The organism is Streptomyces sp. NPDC059917 (assembly GCF_042730635.1).
Classification (GTDB): domain Bacteria; phylum Actinomycetota; class Actinomycetes; order Streptomycetales; family Streptomycetaceae; genus Streptomyces.
Genome location: NZ_JBHWLC010000088.1, coordinates 1 through 13997, shown reverse-complemented (window position 1 = coordinate 13997; position 13997 = coordinate 1). Strand labels below are relative to the sequence as shown.

General features: G+C 73.5%; 1 protein-coding gene. It reads left to right on the top strand.

Features of this window, described 5'->3' with window-relative positions; all coding sequences use genetic code 11:
- The first annotated feature begins 156 nt into the window (after window positions 1-156).
- On the top strand, window positions 157-13938 hold the full coding sequence (locus ACFWAR_RS33700; RefSeq protein WP_385785647.1) for an amino acid adenylation domain-containing protein: 13782 nt from the start codon (window positions 157-159) through the stop codon (window positions 13936-13938).
- The last annotated feature ends 59 nt before the right edge of the window (window positions 13939-13997 follow it).

Sequence of the window (13997 nt, the reverse complement as noted above, 5' to 3'; positions counted from 1 at the left end):
TTCGGTCCGATAAATCGGCTGGAGGTCCACGACGATCCGGCCGTGGACCTTTTCGTGTTGGCTGAGCATCGTTTCTTCGTGCATGCACAACAGCTTGGAAGTCAAAAGTCAGCTAGGCCGGCGTTGCGGCCGATGCGTAACCATTGAGGATTCCTGATGATTCCGTTGTCATTCGCGCAGCGCCGGTTGTGGTTCATCGACCAGTTGGAGGGGCCGAGCGCCACCTACAACATCCCGATCGTGCTGCGGCTGTCCGGTGAGGTGGACGGGAAGGCGCTGGGAGCGGCGCTGCGTGACGTGGTGGGCCGCCACGAAGTGCTGCGCACCGTCTTCGCGGTCGCCGACGGCGAGCCGTACCAGCGCATCCTGAAGCTCGAGGAGCTGGCCTGGGAGCTGTCCGTGGCCGAGGTCGGGCCGGGGGAGCTGGAAGGCGCGGTGGCGCGGGCCTCGGCGTACGCCTTCGACCTGTCGGCCGAAGTGCCGATCCGGGCCTGGTTGTTCTCGGCCGGCGCGGACGAGCACGTGCTCGTCGTGACGGTCCACCACATCGCCACCGACGGCTGGTCCACGAAGCCGCTGGCCCGGGACCTGTCCGTGGCGTACGCGGCACGCTGCGAGGGGCGGGCCCCCGCGTGGGAGCCGCTGCCGGTGCAGTACGCGGACTACGCCCTGTGGCAGCGCGAGCTGCTCGGCGACGACCAGGACCCGAACAGCGTCGCCTCCCGGCAGATCTCCTACTGGCGCGAGGCGCTGGCAGGTGTGCCCGACGAACTGCAACTGCCCTTCGACCACGCCCGCCCGGCGGTGGCCGGCTACCGGGGCCACACGGTGGGACTGAACGTCTCCGCGGAGGTGCACGCGCGCCTGACGGAGGTCGCGCGCGAGTCCGACGTGACCATGTTCATGGTGGTCCAGGCCGCGCTGGCCGTCCTGCTGTCCCGGCTCGGCGCGGGCACCGACATCCCGATCGGCGCCACGGTCGCGGGCCGCACCGACGTCGCCCTCGACGACCTCGTCGGCTTCTTCGTCAACACCCTGGTCATGCGCACCGACCTGTCCGGCGAGCCGACCTTCGCCGATGTGCTCGCACGGGTGCGGGAGGCCGGCTGGAACGCCTTCGCGCACCAGGACGTGCCGTTCGAGCGGCTGGTCGAGGAGCTCGCCCCGGCTCGTTCCCTCTCCCGTCACCCGCTGTTCCAGGTGATGCTCACCATGCAGAACACCGCCGGGGCCGAACTCGACCTCCAGGGCGTGCGGGCCGGAGGCGCCCCGGGCGCCCAGCCCGACTCGCTGACCGCCGGGCTCGCCGCCAAGTTCGACATCGAGACCAGCGTCGGCGAGGCCTTCGACGCCGAGGGGCGGCCCGCCGGACTGCGCGGTGAGATCATCGCGGCCGCGGACCTCTTCGAACGCGCGTCGGTCGAGCACCTGGCGCTGCGGCTCGCGCGCGTCCTGGAGGCCGTCGCCGCCGAGCCGCGGACACCGGTGCACACCATCGACGTCCTGGCCGAGAGCGAGCGCCGCCAGGTGCTCGTCGACTGGAACGGCACCGCCCTGGAGCTGCCGGCGGACACGGTCACGGTCGCGGACCTCTTCGAGGCGCAGGTCGCCCGTACCCCCGACGCCGTCGCCCTCGTCGTCGACGGCCTGGAGCTGTCGTACGCCGAACTGGACGCGCGGGCCAACCGGTTGGCCCACCACCTGATCGGCCGCGGAGTCGGTCCCGAGTCGATGGTCGCGGTGTGCCTGGAGCGCGGCGCGGACGTCGTGCCCGCGCTGATCGCGGTGCTCAAGACCGGCGGCGCCTACCTGCCCGTGGACCCGGACTACCCGGCCGGGCGCATCGCCTACATGCTGGACGACGCGGCGCCCCTGGTGGTGCTCGCCTCCACGGCCACCGCCGCCGCGCTGCCGCCCGTACGCCCGGAACTCGTGGTGCTGGACGCGCCGGAGACCGTGAGCGTCCTGGCCGCCCTGCCGTCGCACGCGCCGACGCAGGACGCCCGCGTGGCGCCGCTGACACCCGTGCACCCGGCCTACGTGATCTACACCTCGGGTTCCACGGGACGCCCCAAGGGCGTGGTGGTCGAGCACCGGTCCGCGGTGGCCCTGCTGACCTGGGCGGCCGCCGAGTTCGGCGGCGCCGACTTCGCCCGGGTGCTGGTCTCCACCTCGTTCAACTTCGACGTCTCGGTCTTCGAGCTGTTCGGCCCCCTGGTCTCCGGCGGATCCGTCGAGGTCGTACCGGACCTGCTGGCCCTCGCCGACCGCGACCGCGGCCCCTGGCAGGTCAGCCTGGTCAGCGGCGTGCCCTCGGCCTTCGCCCAGATCCTGGGCGGACCGGGCCCCGACGCCCGTCCGCGCACCGTGGTCCTGGCGGGCGAGGCGCTCACCGCCGACGCGGTGGGCGGCATCCGCCGGGCCCTCCCGGGCGTGCGGCTGGCGAACATCTACGGCCCGACCGAGGCGACCGTGTACACCACGGCCTGGTACACCGACGAGGACGTCGAGGGGGCCGTGCCCATCGGCCGGCCGATCTCGAACGCCCGGGTGTACGTGCTGGACGGACGCATGGCGCCCGTCGCCCCCGGTGTCGCGGGCGAGCTGTACATCGCGGGCGCGGGCCTGGCCCGCGGCTACCTGCGCCGCCCCGCGCTGACCGCCGAACGGTTCCTGGCCGACCCCTTCGGTGCCCCGGGCGAGCGCCTCTACCGCACCGGCGACCTGGTGCGCTGGAACACCGAGGGCCAGGTGGAGTACCTGGGCCGCGCCGACGAGCAGGTGAAGGTGCGCGGTTTCCGCATCGAGCTCGGCGAGGTCCAGTCGGTCGTCGCCGGACACGACGCGGTGGCCCAGGCCGTCGTGGTCGCCCGTGAGGACACCCCGGGCGACAAGCGCCTGGTCGCCTACGTCGTGCCCGCCGAGGGCGCGTCCCACGAGGAGCTGCCGACGGCGGTGCGCACGCGGGTGGCGGAGCGCCTGCCGCAGTACATGGTGCCGTCCGCGGTGGTGGTTCTGGCGGCCCTGCCGCTGTCGGTCAACGGCAAGCTGGACCGCAGGGCCCTGCCCGCGCCGGAGTACACGGCCGGTTCGGGCCGTGGTCCCTCCAGCGTGCGGGAGGAGATCCTGTGCGCCGGATTCGCCGAGGTCCTGGGCCTGGAGAGCGTCGGCGTCGACGACGACTTCTTCGCGCTGGGCGGCCACTCCCTGCTCGCGGTGCGCCTGGTGGAGGTCCTGCGCACGCGCGGGGTCTCGGTATCGGTACGGGCGCTGTTCCAGACCCCGAGCGTGGCGGGCCTGGCCGTGGTGGCCGGGACCGAGCAGGTCGAGGTACCGCCGACCGCCATCCCGGCGGACGCGCTGGAGATCACCCCGGAGATGCTGCCGCTGGTGGACCTGAGCGCCGACGAGGTGGCGCGGATCGTCGCCACCGTCGAGGGCGGCGCCGCCAACATCGCGGACGTCTACCCGCTGGCCCCGCTCCAGGAGGGCCTGCTCTTCCACCACCTCCTCGCCGACGGCGGCGAGGACGCCTACATCCTGCCGACCGTGGTCAGGTTCGACGACCGGGAGCGGCTGGACGCCTTCACCGAGGCCCTGCGCCGGGTGGCGGCCCGGCACGACATCCTGCGCACCGCGATCGTGTGGGAGGGCCTGCGCGAGCCGGTACAGGTGGTGTGGCGGCGCGCCGTCCTGCCGGTCGAGGAAGTACGGCTGGACCCGGACGGCGCGGACCCGGTGGGCGAGCTGGTGGCCCTGGCCGGTACGTCCATGGACCTGCGGCGCGCGCCGCTGATCCACGTGCACGCGGCGGCGGAACCGGGCGGCGACGCGTGGCTGGCCCTGGTGCGGGTGCACCACATGGTCCAGGACCACACCGCCCTGGAGGTGCTGCTCGAAGAGGTCGAGGCGTTCCTGGCCGGCCGCGGCGACGAGCTGCCCGAGCCGCTGCCCTTCCGCGACTTCGTCGCACAGGCCCGCGGCGGTGTCGAGCGCGCGGAACACGAGCGCCACTTCGCCGGACTGCTGGGCGACGTGACCGAGCCGACCGCGCCGTACGGGCTGATGGACGCCCACGGCGACGGCGCCGGTGTCGTGCGCACCAGAGTGCGGTTCACCCCCGAGCTCTCGCAGCGGCTCCGCGAGGTCTCGCGCCGCTCCGGCGCCAGCCCGGCGACCGTGATGCACGTGGCGTGGGCGCGCGTACTGGCCGCCGTCAGCGGCCGCGACGACGTGGTCTTCGGCACCGTCCTCTTCGGGCGCATGAACGCCGGTACCGGATCCGACCGGACCCTGGGCCCGTACATCAACACGCTGCCGGTGCGCGTGAAGACCGCCGAGTCCGATGCCGCGGCGTCGGTCGCCGCGATGCGCGGTCAGCTCGCCGAGCTGCTCGCCCACGAGCACGCGCCGCTGGCACTCGCCCAGCAGGCCAGCGCCGTACCCGGTGACACACCGCTGTTCACCTCGCTCTTCAACTACCGCCACAACACGGCCCGTCCGGCCCCCGAGGCCGCCGCGGAGAACCGGGCCGGCGGGACCACCGGGATCAGGGCGGTCTTCTCGCAGGAGCGCAACAACTATCCGCTGACCGTCTCCGTCGACGACGACGGCCAGGACATCGGGCTGGCCGTGGACGCGGTGGCACCGATCGACTCCCTGGCGGTGGGCACCCTGCTGCGCACGGCCGTGGAGAACCTCGTCGCGGTGCTGGAGGAGGTACGGGAAGGCGGCCGGGACCGGCCGCTGCGGGCCATCGAGGTACTGGACGCGGCCGAGCGCCACCGGCTGCTCGGCGAGTGGAACGACACCGCCGCCGAGACCCCCGATCAGACCGTGGTGGAGCTCTTCCAGGCACGGGTGGGCGCCGCCCCCGACGCGGTCGCCGTGGTCGACGGCGCCGTCGAGCTGACGTACCGCGAACTGGACGCCCGGGCCAACCGCCTGGCGCGCCACCTGACCGGCCTCGGCGTCGGCCCCGAAGCGGTGGTCGGCCTGTGCCTGGAGCGGGGCGCGGACGTCCTCGTGGCCGTCCTGGCGGTCTGGAAGGCCGGCGGCGCCTACCTGCCGGTCGACCCCGAGTACCCGGCGGAGCGGATCGCGTTCATGCTGGACGACGCCGCGGTGGCGTGCGTGCTCACGGACGGGGCGACGCGCGAGCGGCTGGCGGAGTTCGAGGCGTGCTCCGGCGCGGCCCCGGTGGTCGTCCTGGACGACGCCGCGGTGGTGGCCGGGCTCGCGACCCTCGCCGCCGACGCGCCGACCGGCACCGACGCAGCGCTCCCCGTGCTGCCCGGGCACCCCGCGTACGTGATCTACACCTCGGGATCGACGGGCCGCCCCAAGGGCGTCGCCGTCACCCACGGCGGACTGACCAACTACGTGACCTGGGCGGCCCGGGCCTACCGCATGGGCGAGGGGGGCGGCGCGCCGCTGCACTCGTCGCTGGCCTTCGACCTGACGCTCACCGGCCTGCTCCTGCCGCTGGTGTCCGGCTCCCCGGTCGTGATCAGCCGGGACGGCGGGGCCGAGGGACTGGCCGAGGCGATCGGGCGGTCCGAGGAGTTCGGTCTGGTCAAGATCGTGCCCGGACACCTGCCGCTGCTCGCGCGCCTGCTCTCCGACGAACAGCTCGGCGACGCCTCCCGGCGCTGGATCGTCGGCGGCGAAGCCCTCACGGGCGCCGACGTCCGCACCTGGCTGGAGCACGCGCCGCGATCGGTCGTGGTCAACGAGTACGGGCCGACCGAAACGGTCGTCGGATGCTGCGTCTACGAGGTGACGGCGGGCCAGGAGGTCGGCGAATCGGTGCCGATCGGTCGCCCGATCGCCAACACCCGCCTGTACGTCCTCGACGGGAGCCTCTCGCCCGCCCCGGTCGGCGTCGCCGGTGAGCTGTACATCGCCGGTGCCGGACTGGCCCGCGGGTACGTCAACCGCCCCGGCGTGACCGCCGAGCGGTTCGTGGCCTCCCCCTTCGCGCCGGGCGAGCGCCTGTACCGCAGCGGGGACCTCGCCCGCTGGCGCGCGGACGGCGAACTGGAGTACCTGGGCCGGGCCGACGAGCAGGTGAAGATCCGCGGGTTCCGCATCGAGCCGGGTGAGATCGCCGCCCTGCTGTCCGGACACCCGTCGGTGCGCCAGGCGGCCGTCGTGGTCCGTGAGGACGCCCCCGGCGACAAGCGCCTGGTCGCCTACGCCGTGCCCGCCGAGGACGCGGCCCCGGGCGCGGTCGCCGCACTGCCGGCGGCCCTGCTCGCGTACGCCGCCGAGCAGCTGCCGTCGCACATGGTGCCGGCCGCCGTCGTGACCCTGGACGAGCTGCCGCTGACCGTGAACGGGAAGCTGGACCGCCGGGCGCTGCCCGCGCCGGAGTACACGGCGGGATCGGGCGGCGGTCCGACCAACGCGCGGGAGGAGATCCTGTGCGCGGTGTTCGCCGAGGTCCTGGGCCTGGAGAGCGTCGGCGTCGACGACGACTTCTTCCGCCTGGGCGGACACTCCCTGCTGGCCGTGCTGCTGGTGGAACGCCTGCGCGTGCGCGGCGTCTCCGTCTCGGTACGGGCGCTCTTCGAGACGCCGACCGTGGCGGGCCTCGCCAAGGCGGCCGCCGCCGACCGGGTGGCCGTACCGCCCAACCTCATCCCCGAGGGCACGCGCACGCTCACCCCGCAGATGCTGCCGCTCGTGGAGCTGGACGCCGGTGAGGTCGAGCGGATCGTCGCGACGGTCGAGGGCGGCGCCGCCAACGTGGCCGACGTCTACCCGCTCGCCCCGCTCCAGGAGGGTCTGCTCTTCCACCACCTGATGGCGGGCAGCGGACGCGACACCTACGCGGCCCCCACCGTCCTCGACTTCGACTCCCGGGCCCGGCTGGACGCGTTCGTGAACGCGATGCAGCACCTGGTGGACCGGCACGACATCTACCGCACGGCCGTGGTCTGGGAAGGACTGCGGGAACCGGTCCAGGTCGTGTGGCGCCGCGCCGAACTCCCGGTCGAGGAGGTCACGCTGGACCCGCGGGGCGCGGACCTCGTGGACCAGCTGCTGGCGATCGGCGGCACGTCCATGGACCTGCGCCGCGCCCCGCTGGTCGACCTGCACGTGGCGGCCGTTCCGAACAGCGACCGGTGGGCGGCGCTGCTGCGCATGCACCACATGGTCCAGGACCACACCACGCTGGCGGCCGTCTTCGACGAGCTGCAGGCCTTCCTCAGCGGACGCGCCGCGGAACTCCCGGAGCCGCTGCCGTTCCGCGACTTCGTCGCCCAGACCCGTGGCGGCGCCGAACGCTCGGCCCACGAGGCGCACTTCGCCGAGCTGCTCGGTGACGTCACCGAGCCGACCTCCCCGTTCGGGATGAAGGACGTCCACGGTGACGGCACCGACCTGAGCCAGGCGCACCTGGGATTCGGGCAGCAGCTGGACACCCGGGTGCGCCAGGTCTCGCGCAAGCTCGGCACCAGCCCCGCGACCCTCCTGCACGTGGCGTGGGCGCGGGTGCTGGCCGCGGTCTCCGGCCGCGACGACGTCGTCTTCGGCACCGTGCTCTTCGGCCGGATGAACTCCGGCGCGGGCTCCGACCGGGCCCTCGGCCTGTTCATGAACACCCTGCCGGTCCGCGTGCGGGTGGGCGGAGTCAGCGTCATGACGGCGGTCGCCGCCATGCGCGCGCAGCTCGCGGCGCTGCTGGAGCACGAGCACGCACCGCTGGCCGTGGCACAGCGCGCCAGTGGAGTGCCCAGCGACACCCCGCTGTTCACCTCCCTGCTCAACTACCGCCACAACACCCCGGCGGCCTCCGCGGAGGGCGCGGAGCCGGGGCGCGACGAGGGCATCGAGGGGATCCGCAGGCTGTTCATGCGCCCCCGCAACAACTACCCGCTGACCGTCGCCGTGGACGACAACGCCGACAGCATGGGGCTCGTCGTGGACTCGGTCGCCCCGGGCGACCCGGACTCCGTGGGACGCCTGGTGCGCACCGCGGTGGAGAACCTGGTCGCCGCGCTGGAATCCGTCCTGGCCGGAGGCCCGGACCAGCCGCTGGACACGATCGAGGTGCTCGGCCGGGACGCACTCCAGCAGGTGCTGGTGGAGTGGAACGACACGGCCGAGCGAACCCCCGTGGGCTCGGTGATCGAACTCTTCGAGGCCCAGGTCGCGTCCACTCCCGACGGGGTCGCCGTGGTCTGCGACGGCGAGGAGCTGACCTACGCCGCACTCGACGCCCGCGCCAACCGGCTCGCGCACTACCTGATCGAGCAGGGCGTCGGCGCCGAGTCGCTCGTGGGGCTCTGCCTCGGGCGCGGCGCGGAGATGATCGCGGCGATCCTCGGCGTGTGGAAGGCCGGTGCGGCGTACCTGCCGATCGACCCCGAGCAGCCGACCGAGCGGGTCGCCTTCATCCTGACGGACAGCCGGGCCGTGCTCGCGCTGACCACCGAGGAGATCCTGGACGAACTCCCGGCGGGCAAGTGCCGCCTGGTCGCGCTGGACGGCGCCATGGCGCGGATGCAGCTCGCCGCCGCCCCCACCACGGCGCCGCGCGTACCGGTGGCGCCGCAGGGCCTGGCCTACGTGATCTACACCTCGGGTTCAACGGGCCGCCCCAAGGGCGTCGCGATCACGCACGGCTCCCTGGCCAACTACGTGTCCTCGGTGCCCGGCCGGATCGGCTTCGGCGCCCCGGGCGGCCGCTACGCGCTGCTCCAGGCCCAGGCCACCGACCTCGGCAACACCGTCGTGTTCGCGAGCCTGACCACCGGAGGCGAACTGCACGTCCTGGACGAGAGCGCGGTCACCGACCCGGTCGCCGTGGCCGACTACCTCGCCGCACACCGCATCGACCACCTCAAGGCGGTGCCCTCCCACCTGGCCGCGCTCGGATCCGCCGGCGACCTGGGCGCCGTACTCCCGGCCACCTCCCTGGTCCTCGGCGGCGAAACGGCCTCCGCCGCCTGGGTGGGCGAGCTGCTCGCGGCCGCCGGGGGCCGCGGGGTCTTCAATCACTACGGGCCTACGGAGACCACCATCGGCGTGGCCACGACGCCGCTGTCCGCCGACACGGTGACCGGCGACGTGGTGCCCGTGGGCACGCCGATCGCCAACACCCGCTTCTACGTCCTGGACGACCGGCTCCAGCCGGTCCCGGTCGGCGCGGCGGGCGAACTGTACGTCGCCGGCGCGGCCCTGGCCCGCGGCTACGTGCGCCGTCCCGGACTGACCGCCGAGCGGTTCGTCGCCGGACCCTTCGGCGCGCCGGGCGAGCGGATGTACCGCACCGGTGACCTGGCGCGCTGGACCGCGGACGGCCTCCTGGTGTTCGCCGGGCGGGCCGACGAGCAGGTGAAGATCCGCGGCTTCCGGATCGAGCCGGGCGAGGTCCAGTCCGTCCTGGCCACGCACCCGTTGGTCGAACAGTCCGCGGTCATCGCGCGGGAGGACACCGCCGGCGACAAGCGCCTGGTGGCCTACGTGGTGACCGACGACCCGGAGAGCACCGACGACCTCGAACTGTCCGCGGCCATACGCAAGTTCGTCGGCCAGCGGCTGCCGGAGCACATGGTGCCCTCGGCCGTCGTGGTCCTCGACCGGCTGCCGCTGACGGGCAACGGGAAGCTGGACCGCAGGGCCCTGCCCGCCCCCGACTACGGCTCCGCGCTCACCGGCGGCCGCAACCGCGCGGCCAGCCTCCAGGAAGAGATCCTGTGCATGGCCTTCGCGGAGGTCCTCGGACTGCCCGCGGTCGGCCCGGACGACGACTTCTTCGAGCTGGGCGGCCACTCGCTGCTCGCGGTCCGCCTGGTGAGCCGGATCCGGACCACGCTCGGCGTCGAGGTCGAGATCCGCGCCCTGTTCGACACCCCCACGGCCGCGGGCCTGGCCGAACACCTGGCCGGGGCGCGCGAGGCCCGGCCGCCGCTGGAAGCCGCGACGCGCCCCGAGCGGCCGCCGCTGTCCTACGGGCAGCGCCGCCTGTGGATCATCGACAAGCTGGAGGGCCCCAGCGCCACCTACAACATCCCCGTCGCGGCCCGGCTGTCCGGCGAAGTGGACGCGCGGGCACTGAACGCCGCCTTCCGGGACGTGCTCGAACGCCACGAGGTGCTGCGCACCGTCTTCCCGGTGGCCGACGGCGAGCCGTACCAGCAGGTGTGGGACCCGGCCGACCTGGACTGGGACCTGACCGTGACCGAGGTCGCCGCGGCGGACCTGCCGCAGGCGGTCGCCGCCGCGCAGCGGTACACCTTCGACCTGTCGGCCCAGGTGCCGGTGAAGGCGTGGCTGTTCAGCGCCGGACCGGAGGACCACGTGCTCGTGGTGGTCATCCACCACATCGCCACCGACGGCTGGTCCTGGGCGCCGCTGGCCCGCGACCTCTCCGTCGCCTACGCCGCACGCTCCGGCGGCGCGGCCCCGCAGTGGCGCGAACTGCCGGTGCAGTACGCCGACTACGCGCTCTGGCAGCGCGAGGTCCTCGGCGACAGCGAGGACCCCGAGAGCCTGATCTCCCGTCAGGTCGCCTACTGGCGCGAGGCGCTGGCCGGCATCCCGGAGGAACTGACGCTGCCGACCGACAAGGGGCGGCCGGCCGTGGCCGGCCACCAGGGCCACCGCGTCCCGGTCGAGATCCCGGCCGAGGTGCACGCGCGCCTGCTGGAGATCGCCCGTGCCGAGGGCGTGACGATGTTCATGGTGCTGCACGGGGCCCTGGCGGTCCTGCTGTCCCGGCTCGGAGCGGGCACCGACATCCCGATCGGCTCGGCCATCGCCGGACGGAACGACGAGGCGCTGGACGACCTCGTCGGGTACTTCGTCAACACCTTCGTGCTGCGCACCGACCTGTCGCAGGACCCGACCTTCCGCGAGGTGCTGGGGCGGGTGCGCGAGTCCGGACTCGGCGCCTTCGCCCACGCGGACGTTCCGTTCGAACGGCTCGTGGAGGAACTGGCCCCGGCCCGTTCGCTGTCCCGCCACCCGCTCTTCCAGGTGATGCTGCTGCTGGAGAACACCGCCGAGGCGGTGCTGGACATGCCCAGGCTGCGCACCGACGCCGGTACGCCGTCCGACGTGCCCACCGACGCGCCCGGCACTCCGGCCGAACCGACCGTCGGTACGTCCGTGGTCAAGTTCGACCTGGACGTGAGCATGGTCGAGACGCTCGACGCCCAGGGAGCGCCCGCGGGCCTGCGCGGTACGGTCATCGCCTCGACGGACCTCTTCGAGCCCGAGTCGGTCGTACGGATCGCGCAGCGCCTGACGCGCGTCCTCGCCACCCTGGCCGCCGCCCCGGACTCCCGGCTCAGCGCCGTGGACGTACTGGACGCGCAGGAGCGCCACCGCATGCTGACCGAGTGGAACGACACCGCGGCCGAGGTGCCGGACACGACGGTCGCCGCCCTGTTCGAGGCCCAGGTCGCGCGTACGCCCGACGCCACCGCCCTCACCTTCGGCGACGTGGAACTGAGCTACGCCGAGTTGGACGCGCGGGCCAACCGGGTCGCGCGCCACCTGGCCGGGAGGGGAGTGGGACCCGAGTCGGTCGTCGCGGTCGTCTTCGAGCGCACCGTCGACCTGGTCGTGGCCCTGCTCGCCGTGGTCAAGGCGGGCGCCGCCTACCTCCCGATCGACCCGAACTACCCCGCCGACCGCATCGCCTACGTGATCGCCGACTCGGGCGCGGTGTGCGTGCTCTCCGGCGAGGGCATGCGCGACCGGCTGGAGGAGTTCGACGTCCACACCGCGGCGGACACCGGCGTCCCGGTCGTCCTGCTCGACGACCCCGCGCTGGTCCAGGAGCTGACCGGCTACGCGGACGGGCCGCTCACCGACGACGAGCGCACCCGCCCCCTGTCGCCGGCACACCCGATGTGGGTGATCTACACCTCCGGATCCACCGGACGCCCCAAGGGCGTGCTCGTCGAACACCGGGCGATCGTCAACTTCCTGGCATCGATGCAGGCCGACTTCCCGCTGACCGCGCAGGACCGGCTGCTGGCCGTCAGTACGCACGGCTGCGACATGGCGGGCTTCGAGTTCTACCTGCCGCTGCTGGGCGGCGCGACGCTGCTGCTCGCCGCGCAGGAGCAGGTGCTCGACCCGTGGGCGCTGCGGGAGCTGATCCGCTCCGCGGGCGCGACGATGGTGCACGCCACGCCGAGCCTGTGGCGCGGCCTGGTGGCCGACGCCGACGATCCGGTGGACTGGACGCGGGTGCGCGCGCTGATCGGCGCGGAGGCACTGCCCGCCGACCTGGCCCGCGTCCTGCTGGAGCGGACGCCGACCCTGACGAACCTGTACGGGCCCACGGAGACCACCACCTGGTCGACGGCCAAGGTGCTCCGGCCGGGCGCGGCCGACGTCTCGTCCATCGGCGGGCCGATCGGCAACACCCAGGTGTACGTGCTCGACGAGGGCCTCGTCCCGGTGGCTCCGGGCGTGGCCGGTGAGCTGTACATCGCCGGCAAGGGCATGGCCCGCGGCTACCTGGGACGGCCGGGACTGACGGCCGGGCGCTTCGTGGCCTGCCCGTTCGGCCCCGACGGCGAGCGGATGTACCGCACCGGCGACGTCGTCCGGTGGACGGCGGACGGCGACCTCCAGTACGTCGGACGCTCCGACGACCAGGTCAAGGTGCGCGGGTTCCGGGTCGAGCTCGGCGAGATCGAGGCCGTCCTGTCGACCCACGCCGAGGTCGGCCAGGCCGTGGTGGTGGTGCGCGAGGACACCCCGGGGGACAAGCGTCTCGTGGCCTACGTGGTGCCGTCCGCGGCCACCGGCCAGGAGGACGACGGGGAGCTGGGCCGCTCCGTGCGCGCCCTCGCCCAGGACCGCATGCCCGGCTACATGGTGCCCTCGGCGGTGGTGGCGATCGACCGGCTGCCGCTGATGCCGAACGGCAAGCTGGACCGCAAGGCGCTCCCGGCCCCCGGGATCACGGCCGCGGACAGCACGGCCAACCGGGCCGTCACCTCGTTCGAGGGCAGCCTCTGCGAGGCGTTCGCCGAGGTGCTCGGTGTGGAGACGGTCGGCGTCGACGAGGACTTCTTCGCCCTGGGCGGCCACTCCCTGATGGCGGTCCGCCTCGTGGAAGCGCTGCGGGAACGGGGCGTGTCGGTCGCCGTCCGCGACGTGTTCGCCGCCCCGACGGTGACCGAGCTGATGAAGCGGATGAGCCTGACGTCGGTGCGCGACGCGCTCGACGGACTGCTGCCCATCCGGACCGGGGGCACCAAGGCGCCCTTCTTCGGCATCCACCCCGCCGGCGGCCTGAGCTGGTGCTACATGCCGCTCGCCCAGTACGTGCCGGGCGACATCCCGTTGTACGGACTCCAGGACCGCGGCCTCGACGGGACCACCGAACCGGCGCGCTCCGTACGGGAGATGGCGGCGGAGTACGTCGAGCTGATCCGCGGGGTGCAGCCCTCCGGCCCCTACCACCTGCTCGGATGGTCCTTCGGGGCGGTCGCCGCCCACGAGATCGCCGTGCAGCTGCGGGCGGCGGGCGAGGAGGTCGCGGCGCTCGTCCTCATGGACCAGAACCCGGCGGTGCCCGACCCGGACGCCGGACCCGTCGGCGACCTCGGCGACGTGCCGGAGGACCAGCTGGACGCCGTGGCCGAGTTCGTGCGGGTCCAGGCGGGCCACGCGCTCGGTGCCACCACGGACGAGGAATTCAGGAGCCTGGCCAAGGTCCTGCTCAATCACCGCGAGATCCAGAACCGGCACGTCCACGGCGACTTCGACGGCAATGCGCTGCTCATCGTCGCCGAGCGGGAGAACCGCGAGGAGGCGACCAGCGGCGACGCGTGGAAGCCCTATGTCGGTGGGGAGATCCGGGAGGCCGGAATTCCCTGCACGCACTACGACCTGTCCAAGCCGGAGAACCTCGCCAAGGTGTGGGCCGCCGTGGCGCAGTGGCTGGGGCTGGAAGGTTAGGGACGACGGACCCCCGGGCGGCGCGAGCCGCCCGGGGTGAGCCGCCCGGAGTGACGCGG

Coding starts and splice junctions, on each gene's coding strand:
- ACFWAR_RS33700 (WP_385785647.1), top strand. CDS start 157: ATGATTCCGTTGTCATTCGCGCAGCGCCGGTTGTGGTTCATCGACCAG.